This is a genomic window from Marinomonas sp. 63XJN7_9_ISO-PGPR-S23-217 (genome assembly GCF_056173515.1).
In genome coordinates, this window is the sequence record NZ_CM149678.1 from 3,398,431 (window position 1) to 3,420,364 (window position 21,934).

Consider the following 21,934-nt stretch of genomic DNA (forward strand, 5'->3'; position numbering starts at 1 on the left):
TTTGTTCAAAAAGCACAGAGAAAAGAAATAGCAGACAAAATTTCCATACTTCTTTCCCTTTCCTCATGACTTTTCCTTCATGCCTCAAGGTATGGTAGTTATACACAAGTATGAAGATACTTGGGCACTACCATTACCTTCCTTAGCTAAAACCTTGTAGGAAAAACCTTGTAGGAAAAACATGAAATTACTATTACTATCTGGGAGTTTTCATTCCCAAAGCAAAAGCCTAGCGATACTCAAATCTGTTGAAAATTTACTGTCTGGTCACACAACCGAAACGCCCAAACTCGATACCTTGCCTTTCTTTAATGAAGATCTAAACAAAAACAAACCAGCAAGTATCGTGGGGTTAATGGACAGCATTGAACACGCCGATGGTATTGTCATTTGTACACCAGAGTATAATCACAGTATTCCTGCAGTATTGAAGAATGCCTTGGATTGGGCTTCTCGTCCCGCGTTTAATTCATGCTTAAAAGACAAGCCCGTCACCATCATTACGCAGGCTGATAGCCCTGTAGGCGGCGCTCGCGCTCAGGCTCACGTAAAATTAATTATGGATGCGATTTTATCGGACATTCACGTGTCCCATGAGATGATGATTACGCCTATCAGCAAGGTTATTACCAATGGCGTGATAAGTGACGAGAAAACACTTTCTCGATTAGAAAGGCACGTAGCGGATTTTTTACGTTTTATTGAAAAGCGCCGCTAAGTTATTTTGAAACACAGCAAAGACGCTTTGCTTTCCAAGCGTCTTTTCTTAACAAAGCCTTCTTTTCACAAAGAGATTTAAGGATATAGTCTGACAATTCCGGTTTTGCCTTCCATATCCCCAACAATCCAAACTTTCTCAAACGCATGGGGTTCCGGGATCGTAATAAGGTGTTCAAGTGCTTTAATCTCATTTTTACTCCATGCTGGATGCGCATTACGAATCACCAGCCACACTCTTTTTGAGTCATAACGCTTACCGGATTTGTTTTCTAATATACGGTTTAATGCTTTTAATAATCGAGAATTGACCTCATCATGAGCTAGATCTCTGATAGCCTGCCGAGTTTTATCAGTGAGTTCCCGTCCAAGAATCGCCATCGCTTCTTCTTCCGAGCCATATAAATGGGCAATTTCAAGATCCAAACGCTCACCTTCCAGCATGCAGGAAACATCTGGTCGAATTGGTTCATTGTGCCAAATATGACGAATAGGCTTACCAGTATTTTTCTCATACCAGCGCATGAAAATCTTTGCCGCTTGATGCTCAAGCTCGATTTTCTCTTCTTCACTTTGATGCATAAGCCTTCCTACCAACGCCCCCTCACAGGTCTCACTATAACATCAACTTATCACAAGAGCGCTAATCCATCACATGCATTTTATTGGAGCTGTTGAGAACAAATTTGCGGCCATGGATCAAAAAAACTGTCTAGTACGGTAGTCGTTAGTACAGCAGTACCAGTCGAAAACGATAACAGCTGAATTCTATTTTTCATATCGCACATCTCCCCCCCAATTTCCTTTATTGATGTGAAAATAATCGATAAATCGTCATGGTATCCGACTATAATACTCGGGATTTATAGCCATTTTTTCGCATAAATTTTCATGGTAGACGCAATAATTTAGCCATGAATAGTATAAAGATTTGTTTTTATCTAAAGAGACACTCAAGACGTATGAAGCACACCCAAGACACAACAAAATCCGGTATGTCTGCAAAAGAGTTTACTGTTTTGGTTGCGGCATTGATGTCCATCGTAGCCATCTCCATTGATGCCCTTCTGCCTGCTCTCGGTATGATAGGCAAAGAGCTGGCGATTACGGATCCTAACCAACCTCAATACCTAATCAGTATGTTATTTTTGGGCGAGGCCATTGGTTTACTCGTCGCAGGTCCTTTTTCCGATGCCTTGGGCCGTAAGCCTATTCTCTTTGCTGGGTTTGCCATTTATTTGACAGGCACACTGGTTTGCTACTTCTCCTCCTCCCTTGAAGGGCTTATGTTGGGGCGCCTTTTACAAGGTTTAGGGGTCGCTGGGCCACAAATCGCCGCCATGTCCTTAGTTAGGGATATGTTTAAAGGGGCACAAATGGCACGCACCATGTCTTTGGTTATGATGATTTTTGTGCTTGTGCCAGCGATTGCGCCTACTTTAGGTCAAGCGGTGATGCTATTCAGCCACTGGCGCGGTATTTTTGAGATGTATCTTTGTTACGCCTTAATATTACTGGTTTGGGTTAGCTTGCGTTTAAAAGAAACCTTGCCAAGAGAGAAACGCATCACGTTAACAGCACGCAGTTTTTACGATGGCTTTAAGGAAGTACTGACTCATCGAGCCACGGCAAGCTATACCATTTGCATGGGATTATTCTTTGGTGGTTTTATTGGCTACCTAAACTCCTCACAGCAAATTTTCCAAGTACAGTTCCACACAGGCACACTCTTTAGTGTTTACTTTGGCGTCTTAGCTTTGGTACTCGGTTTCTCATCTTTGATTAATTCACGTATTGTTGAGAAACACGGCACTAAGACTATCGCCTTCCGTGCCATTGTGACGGTTGTTCTTGCCTCTATAGTCTTTCTAGCGCTACATGCTTTTGTCGACATTACACTGTGGATGTTTATGGCCTATGCTGTTGTCTTTTTCTTTTGCTTTGGATTACTGTTCGGCAACATCAACGCTCTGGCAATGGAGCCTATGGGACATGTGGCAGGGATTGCATCAGCCGTGATTGGCTCTTTGTCATCAATTATGTCGATGTTGATAGGCACACTGATCGGGCAACTTTATAACAATACCTTAATTCCGATTACGGTTGGCTTTATTATTGTGGGAACGCTAGCACTAGGCATTATCTTGTGGGCTGAAAAAGGACAAGATACATCGATAGAGGTCGCCCCGACCTAATAGGCTTCACTAGAAAGATCATCAAGAAAGCGAAAAACAGAGTAAAAACGTGACCGAATCCTCCCTAATTGGCCACGTTTTTTTATAGAATCCAGCTCAAATGCGCTTTTAGCGCATCATCTGTCACCAATTTTTGATTCATCAAAGAGGGCATTAATAGTGCCTCTTTTGTGATGGCTTTCAGCGCAAACAAGCGTTCATTAGAGACCGAAAAACTGGCCAGCCAATCCAATAACACCATTTCTAACACTAACTCTAAATTAGCAAACAAGGACACCGTTGAGGCCTCCATTTTATGTTGCTCTCCTAGCAGAATGCGATAAGCAGCTAAACGCTCTGGCAACGCTATCCATTGGCGCCAAAGGGCGATCCAGCCTGTAATCATATCTTGACTGGTTTCCTCTATTGTAGAGAGCACAGACATCATTTCAGCTTTAGTTTGTTCTGTTAACGTTTCTAACACCGTCTCCCACAATATTAATTTGGTTGGAAAGTTACTGTATACCGTTGGTTTAGAAACATTGGCTTCTATCACCACTTGATCAATACTCGTGCCTTGATAGCCTTGCTGAGTGAATAATTGACAAGCAGCCTCCACAATAACGCTCTTTTTTGTTGGTCTACCTCGAGCCATTTAATTTCTCCTAAATTACTCAGCACATTAGTCTAAAGCATTGATTAAACGATGCTTTCAAAAAATTGCAATCCTTTCTAGCAAATAATCGCCAAAAAGGCGCTTGACGTCAGTCTATGTAACCATTAAATTAACTAAACGGTATAGTTAAATAATTAATTTGGAGCACGCCACAATGCAAAGCAACAATGGTTTCTATGGTGAGTTCGGTGGAAGTTATATTCCAGAGATTCTCTACGCCAGTCAGCAACAAATCCTTCATGCTTTTGAAGAGATCAAAACCGATCCTGAGTTTATCGCTGAACTAAAAGAGACTTGGCAGAACTACTCTGGTCGCCCCACGCCATTAACCTTTTGCAAAAACTTAACAGAGCATTTTGGTGGTGCCCAGATTTACTTAAAGCGTGAGGACTTAAACCAAAGTGGCGCGCACAAAATGAACAACGTCATTGGCCAAGCCTTGCTGGTTAAACGTATGGGCAAAAAGCGCGTGATTGCCGAAACTGGCGCTGGCCAACACGGTGTTGCAACGGCACTAATTGCTGCACGCTTAGGCCTCGAATGCACCATTTATATGGGTGCGAAAGACGTGAAACGCCAATATCCTAATGTGTTTTGGATGAAACAACTTGGCGCTACCGTCGTGCCCGTCGCGGAAGGTTCGCAAACCCTTCGTGATGCTTTAGACGAAGCTCTTCGCGACTGGTCTTCCAGCCATGAAGACAGCCACTACTTGATTGGCACTACCTGTGGCTGTGCCCCTTTTCCTGAGATGGTAGCCTTCTTCCAGTCTGTTATCGGCGAAGAAGTAAAAGAACAGAGCAAAGCACAGTTTGGGCAATATCCAGATCGTCTTTATGCGTGTGTCGGCGGTGGCTCTAATGCTTGTGGACTTTTCCTTCCTTTCTTGGAAGAAGAGAACGTTGAAATGATTGGCGTTGAAGCGGGCGGTAAAGGGCTAGAGTTGGGGCAACACTCCATTCGCCTTTCTAACGGATTAGGTGAAAAAGGCATTGCACAAGGTTTTGCCACCATGTTTTTACAGGACAAGAATGGTCAGTTGCAAGACACTCATTCAATTGCCGCAGGCTTAGATTATGTGGGCGTGTCACCTATCATTGCGCATCTAGCACAAATTGGCCGTATTCAAATGACTTATGCCATGGACGATGAAGTGATCGATGCTTGCTCTTTGCTACTGAAAAAAGAAGGCATCATCCCGGCACTGGAGTCCTCGCACGCTTTGGCTGGCGCATTCAAAGACGCGGCGAACTTACCAAAAGAGTCTCGCATTGTGATCAACCTCTCGGGACGTGGTGATAAAGATATCTTTAACGTGGCAAAAGCCATGAACGATCAAACCTTCCCTGAGTTTTTGGAAGATTATCTAGCCGATTACAAAGAACATTTGAATAACGACGAGGAGGCCTAATCATGAGTCAGTTAGCGAATTATATCGCCCAAAAACGCCAGCAGAAGCCGATTTTATCCATGACTCATGTGGTGTATGGCTATCCGACAGTGCAAGAAAGCCTATCTTGGATGACACGTCTCTTAGAAGAAGGCGTTGATTTTATTGAAGTACAGTTCCCTTTCTCTGATCCCGTGGCAGACGGCCCCAGTATTGTCGAAGCCTGCCATGTGGCGTTAGAGCAAGACCTAGATGTGGACACTTTCTTAGATGATATGGGCAAACTCAGCCGGGACTTTCCGGACAGTCGTATCGTACTGATGAGCTATTTAAACCCCATGTATCGCTATGGTTTGCAAAAACTGGCGAAGCGTGCCGCTGAGATTAATATACTGGGCTTGATCCTACCCGATCTGCCGATCGAAGCATCCGCCGACTATATTGCCGCTTGCAAAGAAAACCAAATCGACCCAATTTGGCTAGTAACACCTGTGACACCAAAAGCGCGCCTAGAAATGTTAGCCAGCCAAGCATCCGGCTTCCTCTATTGTGTGGCGCGATCTGGCGTAACCGGACATTCAAGCCATGAAGCTAAAAGCAAACAAACGGTAATGGATGAGTATCTAGCCCATATCAAAGCCCACGCCAGCGCCCCAATGGGCGTTGGATTTGGTCTTCGTGAACGTAGCCACATCGAGGCTTTGCTTGGCAAAGCGGACATTGCTATTTTAGGCTCCGCTCTTCTAGACGCCTACAATCAAGGTGGACAAGAAGCTGGCATTAAACTACTAAGAAGTCTATTCTCTTAACGAAAGCTTGCAGGAAAAGTTTAACAGAAGAAGCACAACAAAGAGCCCCAAGTCTTCGTAAAGATGACTTGGGGCTCTTTTGATTTTGCCTAGTGCATTTATCAATAAGGACGCGCTTGATTACCTAACCAGTCAAAGAAAACTGAAGCTTCATGGGAAAGCTTAACACCCGAGCGACACACCAAATAAAACGACTCACTGGCAGGCACTCGCTGATCAAACAATTCAACTAGGCGACCGTCAGCTAATGCATCTTCGACCATAGAGGAGCGCGCTAGACCAACACCTAGTCCAACCTCAGCCATTTTGATGGCGGCAAGCAGTGTATCCAGTTGCATACCTCGCGAAGGATCCACAGAGACTTCATTCACCATAGAAAGCCAATACCCCCAACCTTCTTCATAGCCCATTACGTGAAGCAAGGTGTGCTCCGCTAGATCGGCAATGGACTCAATAGGCTGTTTCTCTATCAGGCTTGGGGAACACACAGGAAACAAGGTGTCCCAAGTTAAGCGCTGAGACAAGAGTCCTGGCCAATGACCATTTCCCCAACGGATTTCCAATTCGTCTTCATCCCCCATATCACGCACCCAAAGATTGCTCAAATATCGCAAATCAATATTAGGATGCATAACCTTAAAATCATTGAGTTTTGGGGCTAGCCAAAGTGTCAAAAAAGACAAGCTACCGCGAATTTTCACCAAAGACCGATCCTCTTTGCTAAATAATTCACTGGTTGCCGCTGCAAGACGTGACACCGAATCCTGTACCACTGGAAGATATGATTGACCTTCCTCGGTCAAGCTCAACCCCCTAGGCAAGCGTTTAAACAAGTCCACCCCTAAATGACTTTCTAACAGACGAATTTGCTGGCTAACCGCCCCTTGAGTGAGATTCAACTCTTGGGCGGCACGAGTAAAATTTAAACTTCGTGCCGATACTTCAAACGTGCGTAGCCAATTCAGCGGTGGTAGGGTTTTGCGACTCATAAGAGGACTCTTTAAGGTTCAAGACCGTATCGAAATACGTTTTCTATTAGGTTACCTCACCCCAAATGGGTTGCAAGAAAAAGTCGGCATAACGAATCAACAGGGCCATCACTGCGAGACTTGATAATATACTGGTTAGCGCGATCTCTGCTGGCGATCTCTCGGTTAATAATCCCTGCTAACGCTTTATCACTTGCCCTCCCCACTGTTGACTAGAGGCTATTGTCACCACGTTTTAGTCAAGCTAGCTTGAGTCGCCTCAAAGGCTTGTTTAAGGTCACTAATAAGGTCCTCGGTCTCTTCTATCCCAACCGAAATACGCACCAAACCTTCTGATATTCCCAACGCCAAGCGCTCTTCTAAAGTATTTTCCACATGACTTGTGGTACGAGCGGGGCCGTAAATAGTCTCAACCGCCCCAAGATTTCCCGCACAATGGGCGTATTGCAGCTTAGGTAACAAGACTTTCACTGTCTCCATACCGCCTTTTAGAACAAAGCTCACAATGGCACCAAAGCCCCGCATTTTCTGCAGGGCAATGGCGTGGTTCGGGTGTGTTGCCAACCCGGGATAATTCACACTTTCCACTAATGGTTGAGTAAGTAGAAATTCGGCTAACACTCCTGCACTGTGCTGTTGTTGACGAAAACGCAGCGCCAAGGTTTTTATGCCGCGAATGATCAAATACGCCGCAAACGGGTCGAGTGCTGCGCCATTGATTTCACGATAATGACGCACCTGATCCATTAAGCTTTTGGTACCACAAGCAATCCCACCCATTGCATCACCGTGACCGCTCAAATACTTCGTGGCACTGTGCAACACCACATCAACCCCCATAGATAGAGGGTTTTGATTGATTGGTGTAGCGAAGGTGTTATCGGCAACAACCAGCGCACCGGTTTTTTTCGCGGCGTTTACTAAACGCTGGATATCTAAAATTTTTAGCGTGGGATTGGTAGGCGTTTCTAGATATAAAAGATCACACCCTAAGGCAATTTGACACTCGATTTCATCATGATCCAAGGTATCGCACAGCACAACCTCAACTCCCATTCGAGGTAGAAACTCCTCAAATATTTTGTTGGTGCCACCATAGCTGTCTTTTGTCGACACCACACGTTGCCCTTGGCATAAGAAGGTATAGAGCACACTGCTGATCACCCCCATACCACTGCTAAAAGCGACCGCCGCCTCCGCCTTTTCAAGGACACATAATTTCGCCTCCAACACTTCCACCGTTGGATTGCTCATGCGGCTATAAATGTGTCCTGGCTGGTGACCTAACGCCACGTCGTACCATTCATCAATGTCACCGTACGTATGAGCAGCACTGGCCACAATCGGCGTCTGCGTTGCTCTATATGGGTGACCCAATTCTTCACCACCCCACACGGTTAAGGTTGCAAGTTGTGCCTGATGTAACGTCTTATCTTGTCCACTTTGCTTCATGTGTTGCCTTTATCGCTAGAGAGTTATCTATTATTAAGACCCAATATAGCCAAAAGAACACCACTCTAGAATCGATGCAATCACGGCCTAAGACCCTGTTTTTTTAATTGATGATGTCATTTATTTCTCAATTTAAGGTGTTTTAATACAATTGACAGCGATTTTATAATGAATAGCATTCACTCAAACACAAAATATGGCTAGAATAGCCCCATCAAAATATGACTTGGATTAAAGACGATGCAGACTACAACCATTTTAGATGGCGGTATGAGCCGCGAATTGGAACGCCATGGCGCCCCTTTTAGGCAACCCGAGTGGTCCGCTTTAGCAATGATTGAAACACCAGAGATTGTGAAAACAGTTCATAAAGCCTTTATTGAAGCTGGATCCCAAGTCATCACAACCAACAGCTACGCCTTGGTACCTTTTCATATTGGTGAAGAGCGTTTTCAGCAAGATGGTAGCGAGCTGGTAACACGAAGTGCTCTTGTGGCGAAAGAGGCAGTCAAAGAAAGTAAAAAAGACGCGAAAGTAGCGGGGTCTATTCCACCTATTTTTGGCTCCTACCGAGCCGATCTTTATCAAGCAGACCAGATTGAAACGCTAGCAAGCCCCATCATCAGCGCCCTAGCACCTCACATTGATATTTGGTTAAACGAGACACAAAGTTTGCTGGCAGAGTCTCTGGCCATTAAGGCGTTAGTAGATAAAATAGACCTTCAGAACAAGCCCTATTGGGTATCCTTCACCTTGGAAGATTCCGAAGCATGCGACCAACCTCGCCTTCGCTCCGGTGAAACCGTTGTTGAAGCGGTTAACACCATGATGGCACAAAAGGTTGATGCGATTCTCTTTAATTGCTGCCAACCAGAAGTTATTTCAGAAGCCATTGGAATTGCCAGCAAACTCATTCAATCAGCCAATCACCCCATTCAAATCGGTGCATACGCTAACGCCTTCGCCCCTCAGCCTAAAAATGCTACGGCAAACGAAGGACTTGATGAAGTTCGTAAAGATTTAACACCTGACAGTTACTTAACATGGGCAAAAGAGTGGCAAGATTTGGGGGCAAATTTAATCGGGGGGTGCTGTGGCATAGGCACAGAACATATCAAGGTGCTTGCAGAGTCCCTAACTGAACTCTCCTAGCACCTTTAGTTACCTACATTGGACATGGCAAAACAGTTGGCAATAAAGTCAAGAAATACACGCATTTTATTCGGCAAAAAGCGCATGGCATTAAATTGCATATAAATGCCCCCCTGAAATTCACTGTGTACTTGCCAATTGGGCAACACTTCAATCACTTCGCCCTTCTTTAGAGCGGATTGCACAACAAATTCGGGAAAGATACCAATGCCCAAACCACGTTTTACCCCCGCTAAGCGCATCTCAGAGTGATTATTGATATAACGACCGTCCACCGTAATAGAAACTTTTCTATCACCCTGACTCAAAACCCATTGATTGTCGCCGTCAAAAAGCCCTAACGGTAAGCAATCATGTTCTGCCAATTGTTCTGGTGATTCCGGCAAGCTGCGTACTCTAAGATAGCTAGGGCTGGCGCACAATACAGAACGTATGGTGCCAATTTGCTTACTGACAAGATGCTCGTAAGGTTGCTCTGCGACTCGAAATACAATATCCACCTCATGATAAGCTGGATCAAGTCGTAAATCAGTGACTTGAACATGCAACGAAATATACGGATAGCATTCGGTAAACGCCAATAAAAAAGGCTCTAATACTTGTCTTGCAAAGGCTTTGGGCGCAGCAATGCGTAATCTCCCCTTTGCTTCATTGGCATTCTGCTCCGAGGCCAGCACGGCTTCTTTGGCACTGTCGAGCATATTTCGACATTGCTCATAGACAGAAAGCCCGACCAAGGTCGTGGTTTGTCTCCGCGTGGTACGTTCAATGAGTACCGATGACAACGCTGTTTCCATTCGGGACACCTGACGACTGACCCCTGAAGGGGTAATACCAAGCTTTTCAGCTGCTTTAGTAAAGCTTCCCGTTTCCACAACCGCAACAAACGCTGCCATATCTGGCAGTAAGCTAATGAGTTTATTTGTGTCCATGAGTCATAAGTATTGTGATTATTTGGCTAATTATCATTCATATAAACACAAGTTAGCATGCTTTATCGAATCACTCACCCTTTTATAGAGAAAAAGCATGTCATCACAAACGTTAACTAACTCATCCGTTTTTTCAAAACTTCCCATGGCTGAATTATCGCTTCTATTAACCGCCTTCTTTTGGGGAACCAGTTATGGCATCACAAAAGACGCCTTAGTCTATACTGGCGTGCTCGCATTTATTGTGATCCGTTTTGGCGTCACCTCGATCTTACTCGCCCCTATTTTTATCAAGGAGTTACGTTCAGGGTTAGCAAAAGATTGGCAATTCGCCCTACCCACAGGAGGCATTTTACTGTGTATATTCCTAGCGGAAATCTATGGCGTCTTCCATACCACCGCCTCAAAAGCGGCGTTTTTAATCAGCCTGTGCGTGCTCATCACACCATTTGTAGAAGCCATCACAGAACGAAGGTTACCCAACGTTAAAATTGTCTTATTTGCCCTACTGTCATTATTCGGCGTCTTCTTGCTCACCACACCCAACACATCCCAAGAAGCACTTAGTTTTCATTCTCTTGATGTACTTTCTTTGGAGCTCAATAAGGGAGACGGTTTTATTCTACTTGCCGCGTTTTTACGTGCCTGCATGGTAGTCACCACCAAGACGCTCTTAAAAGGAAAAACTTTATCCGCCCTCAGTACAACAAGCATCCAAGCCAATGTGGTTACCCTAGGGGCTTTATTGATTTTTGTTAGCGAAGGCCATCCGATAGAACAGCTATTTCCAGCTCATCTGGCTTTTTGGTTAGCCGCCTTTTATCTCGCGCTGTGCTGCACTGTTTTTGCCTTGTTTGCACAAAACTTTGGCGTGAAACATACCTCGCCATCACGTGTTGCCTTGCTTACAGGGTCTGAGCCAGCTTTTGGCGCTTTATTTGCCTACTACTGGTTAGGTGAGTCATTGGGGACTATACAAATGCTAGGGGCGGTTTGTATCTTAGCGGCGACAATCATGGCAACTCTAAGAAAATAAATACCGTTTAAGCAAAAAAAGTCCCAGTAAGACTTTCATCATACTGGGACTTTTTTATTTTGTTTGCCATTGGATAATGGTCAAATCATTGGCAATACATTACCAAAAAGACAACTAATACAACGTTTTCATCGGCAAATAATAGCGTTTTATCGCCTTAGGTTTTGGACAGGTTGGCGTCATCGCTTTTTCACTCAATAAAATCCAATCCTTACCGTGCGCCCGGCCTAAATCTTTCGCTTTGCTTAAATCAAAACATTGAATATTCTTGTCTCTTGCCGTCATCACATAACGATCAGCCTTCTCACTCATCCATAGCCAAGCATTTCTATCTTGCTCTTGAGTACTCGCCAAGTAACTAAATTGAGTAAGCGGTATCGGCGAGAAGAGCAAAAACTGTTCTTTAAAGCGTGTCATGCCAAGCTGACCATTGGGGCCAATATCATGGGCAACCGCCGCCATAATGCCTTTTGCCGGGGTTCTGATCGGATTAAACAACACATATCCTACCGTACTGTACAAGATCCATGTAATCGCAAATGCCGCCCAATAAGCACTCAGATCGACTTTATTACGCTTCCATAACAAAATAACAAACCAGCATAAAGACGCCGCCAAAAACAGCATACCAAATGGAAGAGTATGATCTCCCACTTGTTTAGTCACCGCATGAGACTTAGTAAAGCACATCACTGCTGCAACCATAAAAAGCGAACCAAGCAGTACAAAACCCACTTGCAAGACACGCTTAAACCAAGTTTGTAATCCTGTCTTAGTAAAATGAACGCCCACTACCAACGCCATTACTGGCAATGCAGGCAAAATATATAAATTACGCTTACCAGGACTGATACTGAAGAAAACAATCACTAGTACAACCCATAGCAACATACTGAATACAACAGGAGAAACCTTCACCTCACGCCAAAAAGATTTAGTAAATAGAAAGGTATAGAGCGGAAACCAAAGCAGAGGAATCACATCGACTAAAAAGTAATACCAAGGCTGAATATGGCCCCAAGAGTCTGCATAGCGCTGACCTGTCTGTTTAAATAAAATATTATCACGATAGGCAATAAAATCAGGGTTATGACTATGGTCAGCAATATACAGCATAGGTAATAACCACGCGGCAACGACCAACAGCATCATTAATGGGCCAATTAATAACGACCAATTTATCTGTGCTTTTTCAAAGCGATGTTTCCCTGTGAAGTGCAAAAACAATACAGGAACAAGCAAGAATAACGGCAAAAAGCCAACCCCTTTGGTGATAATCCCTAGTCCCATAAAAGCCCAGCTTGCTAGATACCATTTAAAACTGGCTTGATAAAAAAAGTGTCGTAACAAGCCATACATGGCAATCATAATCCAGCAAGCAACAGTGGCATCAATCTGAGCAGACTTTGATTGGATAATGAATTGTGGGGTAATAAGCAACAGCAAACAAGCATTGCGGGCCGTCTTAACATTCCAAAGTTTTGCCGCAATATCAAAGACGCAAAACAAAGAGACTAAACTCGCCAACGCATCAGGAATCAGGAACGTCGCCTTTAAGCTGCCAGTCAACCAATACAAAAATGCCAGCAACCACATAAAAACAGGCGGCTTATCAGGGTATAACTCTCCGCCGCGCATGGGGAAAAACCAATTGCCAGAGTTCACCATTTCCTTTGCTACTTCCACAAACCGAGGCTCATCGGCTGGCCAGGGATCACGTAACCCGATTCCGGCTAAAATGACCACGGCAGCCACTAAAAATAACAACCAAAAGGTTCGTTTATAATCATAATCCGTGTTATGCATCGATTGAGGCGACATCATAAGTTACTTTCCACATTCAGTTTTGAGAGTTTATGTTTCAAATGATCTCTGTAAATTAAGCCTGTTAACACAAAACTTAATAGGGACAACCCAACACTAAGGTAAATCATGCTTTGGTTGGCAGCGTTAATACCGCCACCAACCAAAGCAAACACCAATGTTTGCGGAAAATACCCCAATACACTGGCCCCTAAAAAAGCGGTCAATGGCACACCAACACTGCCCGATAATAGATTAGTGACCAGATTACTCCCGACGGGTAACAAGCGAAGCGTCAGAATTTTCATGAAAGGAGCGCGGCTCGCAAATTGATTAAACTTATGCATGCGAAGGGGGAAACGGCGTGCAAGCACATGAGCGAAAACCACCCTAGCGGCCAAATAATTCCCTAAAGCAGCCATCAAGCAAACACCGATAGCAATTACAAGACCCACAGTCACCCCGTAGATGTACCCAAACATAAAAGCGACGGCTTGCCTTGGGCCGCCTAAACCAACAAACAGCATCGCCGCAATCGCCACTAGGGCATGACCAGTCCAACCATGATGCTGCAAATACTGGGACAGCCAGTTTTTATCAGATAAATGCTCCAATATGGGGTTGAGGCCTCCAGTCAATAACAAAGCCACTAACAGAGCGACAAGTACCCACTTTAGCCACTTCATGGATTAGTCCTGATTTGAAAAAGTCTTGGCAATAACTGGGTGTTTGGCTCGTTTATTCAACCAGATAACGCCCATAATATCGACAATCCCAACCCAAGCACGGTTCCATGCATTGTAGTTAGAAACCCCCGCGTTACGATCCCGATGGTTCACTTGGCACACCACCACTTCACCATCTATCCGTTTAATCAAGGCTGGCAGGAAACGATGCATATGATCAAAGTAAGGCAATGTTAGAAAGGTCTTCTTAGGAAATAACTTAAGCCCACAACCTGAATCTGGCACCCCATCATTGAGTAATTTTTGACGAATGTTATTAGCAACTCGAGATTGAAAACGAACCCAAGCGGTATCTAGACGCTTTTTGCGGTAACCAGCAACACAGAAATGTTCACTGTTTAACTGGGCAGCTTGATGAATAAGTTTAGGATAGTCATTTGGATCATTTTGGCCATCCGCATCAGAAGTAATAATCCACTCACCCTTTGCGTGCTTGACAGCTGATAAAACGGCCGTGCTCTGACCACAGCTTCTGGCGTGATAAATCACTTGCAGGTGACAACCAATCTCTTTCGCCGTATCGATAGCAACCTGTGCAGTGTTATCGTCACTCCCATCGTCTGTCAGCACAATTTCAAACGTATACTTAGAGGAGAGGCTTGCATATATTTCTCTTATCAATAATCCGATATTACCCTGCTCATTTTTAGCGGGTAATACAACGGACAAAAACGGTACCATACCAACCTCATCATTCAGTCTTAATGAGCCTAGGGGGCTCGCACAAAACCCCCGAGCTAAACTTATTAATATAAAAAAACTGGCTAATGATCCCATGAATACAGTGAAAAAGCACAAAGCTTGACCGAAGATCAAATATTTTCCTTAATCTATGGCTTTTTCACAAATAGGAATAACGTTCCACTGTAATGCAAAAAAAGAGTTAGAAAATTACTTTTTAATTACATATTATTTGCATATTGAGTATTATATAAAATACTCCTTCAACTTAAATAAACTATATACAAATAAGATCGGAGAACCTTTGGCAAGATATGATATTTTATTATTATAAATATAACCAAAAAATATAGTTTATTATTGAGAGCAGAAAAACATGGCGCTAACAAAAGAGGATAATAGATCACCAGTGATGATTCTAAATTCACTATTAATTGCCGCCATGGGGTATATCTGAATTTAGCTATACAACGTTATTCATAGCAGCATACTGCACACCATCAATCCAAGTGGCCTGAACAAAGAAATCGTCATCCAATGCTACCACACTGGCACGAAACCCTGGCTTGATACGCCCAAAGTGATCGTCAATGCCTAAAAATTCTGCCGGCCTTAAGGACGCCATCTGTAATGCTTCTGTTGGTGTACGACCAATCAAAGAAATCGTATTGCGAACCGCTGTTGCCATATCTAAATCCGAGCCCGCTAGCGTGCCATCTTCTGTCGTTACTCGTCCATCGCTACGTAAAACCTTCTTCCCTAAAAAAGCCATTTCTTTTTCATGAGATCCCACACTTTGAATCGCATCGGTTACCAAAAGCATATGTTCACACCCTTTCGCGGCCATTGCTACACGCATAGTGGCAGGGTGAACATGATGACCATCGGCAATCAACCCACACCAAGTCAGCAGATCCGTTTGTAATGCAGCCCCTACCACACCTGGTTCACGACTCACTAACGGCGTCATGGCATTAAACAAATGGGTAAAACCACGTGCTCCGCTTTTTACTGCCTGCCTCGCCTGATCATACGTGGCCGCTGAATGCCCGATACACACAATCCCCCCTTCGGACACAATCCATTCAATAAACCCATCAGGTACTTGCTCCGGCGCTAAGGTCATCATTAATTTGCCAAATTGGCTAACCTCTAACAATGACGACAGCTTGTTTTCTGTCGGTTTACGCAATTTAGATTCATTATGCACTCCTTTGCGAATGGGATTAAGATAAGGCCCTTCATAGTGAAGGCCGAGAATACCACTCATTTTTTCTTTAAGCGCTAGGCAAACCGTTTGATGCGCCTGAGACATAATCTCATAATCATCTGAAATCAAAGTCGGCATCATCGCAACGGTACCAAATTGAGCATGAACCAATACCATCCTTTCCAACGCCTCTAGAGTCGGCGTATGATTAAAAAGGCTTCCTCCTCCTCCATTGACATGTACATCAATAAAACCTGGCGCCAATACCGCCACTTGTTGCACTTTATCCGAGGACGGCACATCCGTAGTAATAATGGATTCAATCACATCACCTTTCAGAGTGACTTGTTGATTTGTCAGCCAGTTTTCCCCATCAAATAATCGTTTGGCAAATAGAACTGTTACCTTATGTTCCATCATATTGCTTTCCTTCCTATCTGAGCTTTGGCCATTAAAATAGCACCAGCCATGGCATCACCTTGCGGCTGATAAAAGTAAGGCAAAAAACGCTCGGGCAAATACGCTAAAATAGCCTCTGACACACCTCCAACCAAGGCGATCTTCTGTGCCCCTTTGGTGATTAACGCGTCTAAATACTGGCTAACCCATTCCACTTGTTGCTGAATAATTTTTAGGGCAATAGGGTCTTTTTGTTTAGCAAACTGAAACACTTGAACAGCAAAGGCACCGTATTCTTTCGGCAGTGGCGCACGGTTTTGATACAACACATACCCTTCTGCCGATAAAGCGAATTCAGCATTAATACTGTCAGTCAATGGTGTGGAAGGTGAAATGCCATCCAAAGCCGCTAATGAATACTCCAGGGCAGCAAGACCAATGCGCGCCCCACTGCCTTGATCAGACAAAGGAAAACCCCAACCGCCAACAATGCTGAACCTTTCGTTTTGATACACCACACCGCAGCTGCCAGTGCCCAATATCAATAAAGCGCCATCCCCACCGTTAAACGCCCCCAAACACGCTGCGTGAGCATCGGTTAATAAATAGCGCTGACCGAAAGGAGATTTTTGCGTAATAACTAACTCCTGCTCCAATGGTTGATTCGCACCCGCCAACCCCAAACCTAGCGTAATTTTTGCGTAGGCTTCAGGAGAAATATTGCCTTGGCGACACACTTCAAGACAGGCATTAATTATATTCTGCCAGGCTGCCTCAATTCCGATTCTTGGATTACCAGAACCCCCAACGGCTTCACCCAATACATTGCCATCACCATCAACCAAACGGGCTCGACAAAAAGTGCCCCCGCCATCTACACCAATGTATAAGCTGCTCATACCCAACTTCCCTCGTGCAATTGTTGACGTTTTTGTTCACACCATTGGTAATAGTCTTTTAAAGTAAGCTCACTCGCCGCCTCTTCATCCAATACAATGGTAGCAGCTGCATGCAGTTGCAAAGCAGACGCGGGACACATAGCGCTCAATGGCCCTTCAATCATGGCTTTTACTGAATTCGCTTTGCTTTGTCCTGTGGCCATCAGCAAGACGGCTTTGCTTTCCAAAATCGTACCAATCCCCATGGTTAGCGCCAGATGGGGTTGAAACTCATCGTCAGAAAAAAAGCGTTTATTCGCTTCTACAGTGGACTCTGCCAAGGTTTTAATGCGCGTACGAGAGGCAAAACTGGATGTCGGCTCATTAAAACCAATATGACCATTTACACCTATCCCAAGAATTTGTAGATCAATGCCTCCTGCGTTTTGTATTTTCACTTCATACTCATGGGCATTACGCTGTAACTCGCTGACATTCGTGGTTTCCGCTAAGGGAACATAGGTATTCGCCAGTTCAATATCAATCTGTTCAAACAAATGATGATTCATAAAGGTTCGATAACTCTGTGCATGAGTATCAGGAATACCAATGTACTCATCCAAGTTAAAGGTCACACTTTGCTGAAAAGACACCTGATTGGACTGATAACGCGCGATAAGCTCCTGATACAAAGCAATAGGAGTCGATCCTGTCGCCAAACCTAATACGGAATTTTTATTGGTATTCACCACATCCACAACACGATCGGCTACGTACCGTGCGACGGTATTGGCAGTAGTCAAAATAACCACTCTCATATAAAGCAGACCAATAAAACACTAATGCAATAATAAAATGCCATTACTTTGATGCCCCCGACGTCATTCCTTCAATAAATTTGCGCTGAAAAATAAGATACACGACGACTAAAGGCAAAATCACCATAACAGCTCCGGCCGTTAAAACAGGCGTATTCACTGTATAGCGCCCCTGAAAAAACAACATCCCGATTGGAAGTGTTCTAAATGAATCATCGTTGACCAATACCAATGGAATTAGGAACTCATTCCACGTCCAGATGAACAAAAATAAAGCTAAAGTCGAAATAGCTGGCATTAATAACGGAATAATAACTTTTCTTAGAACCATTAGACGGCTAGAACCATCAATTACCGCCGCTTCCAATAAATCTACTGGTAGCTGTTGCATTGCACTGGCCATAAACAAGGTTGCAAAAGGTATCGACATCGCAATCTGTGGCAAAATCAGAGCGGAATACGTATTGATCAAACCCGTATATCGCATCTCATAATACAATGGAATAATGTAAGCTTCCGTTGGCACCATCATGCCGAAAGTGAGCATGACAAAAAGCGTTCGCTTAAATGGAAAGTTGAGAAAAGCAAAACCAAAACCAGCGAATAATCCTAATACTGTACTCACGATAACGACGGGGATCACCACTATGATGGAGTTCACCAGATACGTTCGAAAATGCCCATCCACCCAAGCACTAACATAATTCTCAAAATGCAATTTACTTGGAAGGACAAATGCTCCTTGCATTAGATCCGGCATGCTTTTTAATGAGGTTAGAACCAGCATGGCAAATGGAAAAATTGTAATTAAGGCAAAAAGCCATAAAATCAGTTTGAAAGGTAACGCAGGTGCACCAAAATAACTTGCTTTCGTTTGCATTAAGAAACCCCTCTGGCTGGACGAATCAGGCGGTGAATCGCATAATTAACAACAAACACTAATAAAGCACCAATAATGGCTACGCAGGCGGCGTACCCAAATCGGTTGAGATGAAACCCCAATTCATACATATAAATATTGGGAACTAATGTTGATGTTGCTGGACCACCTCTAGTCATGGTAAAGATCAATCCAAAGCTCTTGATCGAAGCAATCACCGTAAGCAACAACACCATACGGATCTCGGGCAATAACATAGGAGCCGTTACCCGAGTGAAAGTTTGAAAACTGCTTGCGCCATCAACATGGGATGCCTCAAAAAGAGAAGGATCCAACCTCTGCATCCCTGTCATGAAAATCACCATACAAAAACCAAAGAAATACCATGAAGCAACAAGCCCCACCGCAGGCAATGCAAAATCAAAATCTCCCAGCCAAGGTTTTGCAAATGCCCCTAGCCCTAACCAGTTCATCCCCTGATTAATAGGCCCAAACGCAGGGTTATAGAGCCATCGCCAAATAATCCCCAGTACCGAAAGTGGCATCACATAAGGCATAAAGAATAACGTCCGCAAGGCCAATTGCTGACGATGACGGATTCGGCTGATGATGGCTGCCAAAATAAGACCAATTATCAAAGGAATAAAACAATAAAAAATAATAAAAACAGCATTATTACGAAGTGATATCAAAAAACGTTGGTCTTCAAACAACTTGATATAATTCTCTAACCCCACAAAAGTTGGCATTTCAATACCATTCCAACGCGTAAAACTAAGTACACAAGCTGCCATGATAGGACCAAACACGAAGGCGATATAAACCAACAGCCCAGGCAGGACATACAACAAATTCTTACCACTGCTTTCATCAAGTATGGATTTTTGCATCGTCAAGTATCCCTATATGATGGCAGCCGACCACAAAGGCGGCCGCCATACTACTTATCTAAAGCTTAATTTTTTGTTTTCATGTAGGCGTCATAATCGACTTGTAACTTATCAACAAAGACTTGCGGTGTTTCACGATTTGCCAGTAGCAAAGGCGTATTGTCATCAAATGTTCTCAACATTGTAGGACTTGCCCAATCAGGATAGTGACCTAAAGCATCATATTTATTGAGAGTTGACCACACATTGATGGCGTCTTGCAGTAAACCCGAAACGTGTAACTTAGCGTCTTTAGGTAAAGGAATGGCGGGCAAAAATCCTGCATTAGCCCAAATAACCGCAACTTTTGGCGACACCATATAGTTTATATAGCTGGCAGCTAGGTCTTGCTTGGCTTGACTATTAGCAAGGTTTGTAATGGCCCAAGCGACGTCTACGCCACCAACAGTTAATGGATGTTTGATTCCTTGGGGAGCAGGAATCGCCATGAAGTGAATGTTCGGATTGTTCTTCATTTCACCAAAATACCAAGACCCACCAATTAGAAAACCGCTCTGATTGGCAATAAATAGCGGTACAGAATCATCTCCCCCAATACCTTGATAGCCTGGGAAAAAATACCCATCTTTCGCCCAATGCTGCATTAATTGAGCCGCTTCAATATTGGCTTTAGTTTTCCATGAACCACCCTGACCATAAATAAGTTTGTCTAAAGCGTGGCGTTGTGAAGCGTCGATATGTGCCTGAGACAAAGCTGCAAACATATGTAACGCCATATGGCCATTTGCAGTTCCCATCATCATTGGCGTAATTCCTTGTTTTTTCAGAATATCCATATCTTGCAGAAATTCCTGAAAGGTCTTTGGCGGTGTTTTAATGCCTGCAGATGCCAGCACTTTGGTATTGTAAAAAAGTCCAACTAGTTCACCTAAATTGGAAATACCGTAGGTCTTACCAATCCCAAACTTACCACTTTTCGTCCAGCGGTCTCTTGCCAATACAGACTGGGACTGTTCTTTATCCCAACTATATTTTTTGATATAAAGATCCAGAGGTAACAACATCCCTTGTTTCACCATGGCCCCCATATCTCCAGCCCCTTGATTTACTTTCGTCACTTCAGGCCCATCTCCTGATGAAATAGCAAGTTTCAAGGTTAATTCCAGATCATCGAAGTTACGCGTAGTTCGTTTAATCGTGACGCCCGGATGCGCCGCTTCAAAATTTTTATCTAACTTTTGCATCACAGGGTTATCTGCAGCAGTTGAATAGATATCCCAGGTTTTTAATGACTCAGCGCTCGCCATCCCAGCCATTCCCATCGACAAACAAAGAAGCGCCACTGAATGGACACATTTTGCATGTACGTGTTTTAGACAACTCCCGAGCCGTAGAGAGACATCACTTTTGTTATCAGCATATTTCATTTACGTTCCCCTTGGTTTGTTTTATTTAGGTCATTAGTGACCTTTACAGAGCATCACTTCTTGCGGTGAATTTAAATAAACCAGTATATTTAAGACATGATAAATCCGCCCTAAAAAAGACTTATCTATTTGATTTATAATAATTTTTAATCATTTTAAATCATGATTTTTATGTTACACTTCTTCCCCTAATACAAATTGCATTGAATACATGAGGAGCTAAAAAATGAAATCGTCTTTGGAAGATTTTTCTATTCGTCAGGCTCGCCAAACGGATGCGGATGCGTTCGCAGAAATTTGTCTGAAAACGGCCAACAGTGGACAAGATGCTACAGACCTTTACAGTCATCCCACACTTCCGGCTTATGTCTGGGTTCTGCCTTATCTTCATCTTGAACCCAGCTTTGCTTTTACACTGGCTCACCAAGATCAAGTAATTGGATATATAGTGGCAGCCCCAGATACACGGTTGTTTAATGAACATTTGAATGCTACATGGCGCCCATCGATTCGCGAAAAACTCGAAGGGTTTAATCCTACTCGGCCCCTGGATCATAAAGCATGGAATGAAATTACCAGCACAGCTCATAACGACGATGGGGTGTATGATAAATACCCTGCACACTTGCACATAAATATACTGCCCCAGGCACAATCCACTGGATGGGGACGCAAGTTGATAGAGACACTGCTGGATACACTCAAAGAACATGGCATTAAGGGAGTTCATCTTGGGGTGAGCCCAGACAATGAAAGAGCCAAAGGGTTCTATAGACGTTTGGGATTTGATGACATCAGCCATGATGGTCGAGTTATTTTTGCCATGGCTCTGGGATCTTAAAAATAGAAAAGCATCCCGGGTAGTCAGCGGCGTT

The 21,934-nt window shown here is 43.8% G+C and carries 21 protein-coding genes; 7 read left to right on the plus strand and 14 right to left on the minus strand.

What is annotated here, in order from left to right; all coding sequences use genetic code 11:
* Positions 1 to 181 precede the first annotated feature (181 nt).
* Positions 182 to 718 carry an NADPH-dependent FMN reductase gene (locus AC0VYI_RS15920; protein ID WP_475444056.1) on the plus strand — a complete coding sequence of 179 codons (537 nt, stop codon included), beginning with the start codon at positions 182 to 184 and terminating at the stop codon, positions 716 to 718.
* 77 nt (positions 719 to 795) lie between these two features.
* Here AC0VYI_RS15920 and AC0VYI_RS15925 read toward each other — a convergent pair whose 3' ends face one another.
* Entirely contained in the window at positions 796 to 1,299 is a 504-nt protein-coding gene (locus AC0VYI_RS15925) for a hypothetical protein (RefSeq protein ID WP_199474513.1), read from the minus strand.
* 380 nt (positions 1,300 to 1,679) lie between these two features.
* Between AC0VYI_RS15925 and AC0VYI_RS15930 the strand changes: the two genes are divergently transcribed.
* Positions 1,680 to 2,912, plus strand: coding sequence for a multidrug effflux MFS transporter (locus AC0VYI_RS15930; RefSeq protein WP_475444058.1), 1,233 nt, complete (start codon positions 1,680 to 1,682; stop codon positions 2,910 to 2,912).
* An 82-nt stretch (positions 2,913 to 2,994) separates the two neighbouring features.
* Here the strand turns inward: AC0VYI_RS15930 and AC0VYI_RS15935 are convergent, their stop codons facing one another.
* Entirely contained in the window at positions 2,995 to 3,546 is a 552-nt protein-coding gene (locus AC0VYI_RS15935) for a TetR/AcrR family transcriptional regulator (RefSeq protein WP_475428731.1), read from the minus strand.
* Positions 3,547 to 3,721: 175 nt separating this feature from the next.
* Here AC0VYI_RS15935 and trpB point away from each other — a divergent pair, with 175 nt between their 5' ends.
* Both trpB and trpA read left to right on the plus strand, forming a co-directional pair.
* Complete coding sequence (trpB, locus tag AC0VYI_RS15940; RefSeq protein ID WP_475428732.1) at positions 3,722 to 4,978, plus strand: tryptophan synthase subunit beta; 1,257 nt, start codon at positions 3,722 to 3,724, stop codon at positions 4,976 to 4,978.
* Positions 4,979 to 4,980: 2 nt separating this feature from the next.
* Entirely contained in the window at positions 4,981 to 5,766 is a 786-nt protein-coding gene (gene trpA / locus AC0VYI_RS15945; RefSeq protein WP_475444060.1) for a tryptophan synthase subunit alpha, read from the plus strand.
* A gap of 101 nt (positions 5,767 to 5,867) precedes the next feature.
* Here the strand turns inward: trpA and AC0VYI_RS15950 are convergent, their stop codons facing one another.
* Positions 5,868 to 6,755 (minus strand): LysR substrate-binding domain-containing protein, encoded by an 888-nt coding sequence (locus AC0VYI_RS15950; RefSeq protein WP_475444062.1) that lies wholly within the window; start codon positions 6,753 to 6,755, stop codon positions 5,868 to 5,870.
* A gap of 225 nt (positions 6,756 to 6,980) precedes the next feature.
* Entirely contained in the window at positions 6,981 to 8,207 is a 1,227-nt protein-coding gene (locus tag AC0VYI_RS15955) for a cystathionine gamma-synthase family protein (protein ID WP_475444064.1), read from the minus strand.
* A gap of 240 nt (positions 8,208 to 8,447) precedes the next feature.
* Between AC0VYI_RS15955 and AC0VYI_RS15960 the strand changes: the two genes are divergently transcribed.
* Positions 8,448 to 9,359 (plus strand): homocysteine S-methyltransferase family protein, encoded by a 912-nt coding sequence (locus tag AC0VYI_RS15960; protein WP_475444066.1) that lies wholly within the window; start codon positions 8,448 to 8,450, stop codon positions 9,357 to 9,359.
* Positions 9,360 to 9,364: 5 nt separating this feature from the next.
* Here the strand turns inward: AC0VYI_RS15960 and AC0VYI_RS15965 are convergent, their stop codons facing one another.
* Positions 9,365 to 10,291 (minus strand): LysR family transcriptional regulator, encoded by a 927-nt coding sequence (locus AC0VYI_RS15965; RefSeq protein WP_475444068.1) that lies wholly within the window; start codon positions 10,289 to 10,291, stop codon positions 9,365 to 9,367.
* A 97-nt stretch (positions 10,292 to 10,388) separates the two neighbouring features.
* Between AC0VYI_RS15965 and AC0VYI_RS15970 the strand changes: the two genes are divergently transcribed.
* Positions 10,389 to 11,327 (plus strand): DMT family transporter, encoded by a 939-nt coding sequence (locus AC0VYI_RS15970; RefSeq protein WP_475444069.1) that lies wholly within the window; start codon positions 10,389 to 10,391, stop codon positions 11,325 to 11,327.
* Positions 11,328 to 11,441: 114 nt separating this feature from the next.
* Here the strand turns inward: AC0VYI_RS15970 and AC0VYI_RS15975 are convergent, their stop codons facing one another.
* The 9 genes from AC0VYI_RS15975 to AC0VYI_RS16015 form a co-directional block, all read right to left on the minus strand.
* Positions 11,442 to 13,151: an ArnT family glycosyltransferase gene (locus AC0VYI_RS15975; RefSeq protein WP_475444071.1), complete on the minus strand. Its 1,710-nt coding sequence runs from the start codon at positions 13,149 to 13,151 to the stop codon at positions 11,442 to 11,444.
* Complete coding sequence (locus AC0VYI_RS15980) at positions 13,148 to 13,816, minus strand: TVP38/TMEM64 family protein (RefSeq protein WP_475444073.1); 669 nt, start codon at positions 13,814 to 13,816, stop codon at positions 13,148 to 13,150. The genes AC0VYI_RS15975 and AC0VYI_RS15980 overlap by 4 nt, the downstream gene beginning before the upstream one ends.
* Positions 13,817 to 13,819: 3 nt before the next feature.
* Positions 13,820 to 14,557, minus strand: coding sequence for a glycosyltransferase family 2 protein (locus AC0VYI_RS15985; protein ID WP_475444075.1), 738 nt, complete (start codon positions 14,555 to 14,557; stop codon positions 13,820 to 13,822).
* A 463-nt stretch (positions 14,558 to 15,020) separates the two neighbouring features.
* Positions 15,021 to 16,187 (minus strand): N-acetylglucosamine-6-phosphate deacetylase, encoded by a 1,167-nt coding sequence (nagA, locus tag AC0VYI_RS15990; protein ID WP_475444076.1) that lies wholly within the window; start codon positions 16,185 to 16,187, stop codon positions 15,021 to 15,023.
* Positions 16,184 to 17,065, minus strand: coding sequence for a glucosamine kinase nucleotide-binding domain-containing protein (locus AC0VYI_RS15995; protein WP_475444078.1), 882 nt, complete (start codon positions 17,063 to 17,065; stop codon positions 16,184 to 16,186). The genes nagA and AC0VYI_RS15995 overlap by 4 nt, the downstream gene beginning before the upstream one ends.
* Positions 17,062 to 17,862, minus strand: a complete 801-nt coding sequence (gene nagB, locus AC0VYI_RS16000; protein WP_475444080.1) for a glucosamine-6-phosphate deaminase — start codon at positions 17,860 to 17,862, stop codon at positions 17,062 to 17,064. Before nagB ends, AC0VYI_RS15995 begins: the two co-directional genes overlap by 4 nt.
* Positions 17,863 to 17,905: 43 nt before the next feature.
* Positions 17,906 to 18,742: a carbohydrate ABC transporter permease gene (locus AC0VYI_RS16005; RefSeq protein ID WP_475444082.1), complete on the minus strand. Its 837-nt coding sequence runs from the start codon at positions 18,740 to 18,742 to the stop codon at positions 17,906 to 17,908.
* Positions 18,742 to 19,632 (minus strand): carbohydrate ABC transporter permease, encoded by an 891-nt coding sequence (locus tag AC0VYI_RS16010; protein ID WP_475444084.1) that lies wholly within the window; start codon positions 19,630 to 19,632, stop codon positions 18,742 to 18,744. Before AC0VYI_RS16010 ends, AC0VYI_RS16005 begins: the two co-directional genes overlap by 1 nt.
* 65 nt (positions 19,633 to 19,697) lie before the next feature.
* Positions 19,698 to 21,059 (minus strand): extracellular solute-binding protein, encoded by a 1,362-nt coding sequence (locus tag AC0VYI_RS16015; protein ID WP_475444086.1) that lies wholly within the window; start codon positions 21,057 to 21,059, stop codon positions 19,698 to 19,700.
* Between the two features lie 226 nt (positions 21,060 to 21,285).
* On the opposite strand from AC0VYI_RS16015, the gene AC0VYI_RS16020 reads away from it, so the two are divergent.
* Entirely contained in the window at positions 21,286 to 21,900 is a 615-nt protein-coding gene (locus tag AC0VYI_RS16020) for a GNAT family N-acetyltransferase (RefSeq protein ID WP_475444087.1), read from the plus strand.
* Positions 21,901 to 21,934: the final 34 nt, after the last annotated feature.

Bases quoted from the DNA above. Each gene is read 5' to 3' on its own strand.
- AC0VYI_RS15920 (WP_475444056.1), top strand. From the start codon at position 182: ATGAAATTACTATTACTATCTGGGAGTTTTCATTCCCAAAGCAAAAGC.
- AC0VYI_RS15925 (WP_199474513.1), bottom strand. From the start codon at position 1,299: ATGCATCAAAGTGAAGAAGAGAAAATCGAGCTTGAGCATCAAGCGGCA.
- AC0VYI_RS15930 (WP_475444058.1), top strand. From the start codon at position 1,680: ATGAAGCACACCCAAGACACAACAAAATCCGGTATGTCTGCAAAAGAG.
- AC0VYI_RS15935 (WP_475428731.1), bottom strand. From the start codon at position 3,546: ATGGCTCGAGGTAGACCAACAAAAAAGAGCGTTATTGTGGAGGCTGCT.
- trpB (WP_475428732.1), top strand. From the start codon at position 3,722: ATGCAAAGCAACAATGGTTTCTATGGTGAGTTCGGTGGAAGTTATATT.
- trpA (WP_475444060.1), top strand. From the start codon at position 4,981: ATGAGTCAGTTAGCGAATTATATCGCCCAAAAACGCCAGCAGAAGCCG.
- AC0VYI_RS15950 (WP_475444062.1), bottom strand. From the start codon at position 6,755: ATGAGTCGCAAAACCCTACCACCGCTGAATTGGCTACGCACGTTTGAA.
- AC0VYI_RS15955 (WP_475444064.1), bottom strand. From the start codon at position 8,207: ATGAAGCAAAGTGGACAAGATAAGACGTTACATCAGGCACAACTTGCA.
- AC0VYI_RS15960 (WP_475444066.1), top strand. From the start codon at position 8,448: ATGCAGACTACAACCATTTTAGATGGCGGTATGAGCCGCGAATTGGAA.
- AC0VYI_RS15965 (WP_475444068.1), bottom strand. From the start codon at position 10,291: ATGGACACAAATAAACTCATTAGCTTACTGCCAGATATGGCAGCGTTT.
- AC0VYI_RS15970 (WP_475444069.1), top strand. From the start codon at position 10,389: ATGTCATCACAAACGTTAACTAACTCATCCGTTTTTTCAAAACTTCCC.
- AC0VYI_RS15975 (WP_475444071.1), bottom strand. From the start codon at position 13,151: ATGATGTCGCCTCAATCGATGCATAACACGGATTATGATTATAAACGA.
- AC0VYI_RS15980 (WP_475444073.1), bottom strand. From the start codon at position 13,816: ATGAAGTGGCTAAAGTGGGTACTTGTCGCTCTGTTAGTGGCTTTGTTA.
- AC0VYI_RS15985 (WP_475444075.1), bottom strand. From the start codon at position 14,557: ATGGTACCGTTTTTGTCCGTTGTATTACCCGCTAAAAATGAGCAGGGT.
- nagA (WP_475444076.1), bottom strand. From the start codon at position 16,187: ATGATGGAACATAAGGTAACAGTTCTATTTGCCAAACGATTATTTGAT.
- AC0VYI_RS15995 (WP_475444078.1), bottom strand. From the start codon at position 17,065: ATGAGCAGCTTATACATTGGTGTAGATGGCGGGGGCACTTTTTGTCGA.
- nagB (WP_475444080.1), bottom strand. From the start codon at position 17,862: ATGAGAGTGGTTATTTTGACTACTGCCAATACCGTCGCACGGTACGTA.
- AC0VYI_RS16005 (WP_475444082.1), bottom strand. From the start codon at position 18,742: ATGCAAACGAAAGCAAGTTATTTTGGTGCACCTGCGTTACCTTTCAAA.
- AC0VYI_RS16010 (WP_475444084.1), bottom strand. From the start codon at position 19,632: ATGCAAAAATCCATACTTGATGAAAGCAGTGGTAAGAATTTGTTGTAT.
- AC0VYI_RS16015 (WP_475444086.1), bottom strand. From the start codon at position 21,059: ATGAAATATGCTGATAACAAAAGTGATGTCTCTCTACGGCTCGGGAGT.
- AC0VYI_RS16020 (WP_475444087.1), top strand. From the start codon at position 21,286: ATGAAATCGTCTTTGGAAGATTTTTCTATTCGTCAGGCTCGCCAAACG.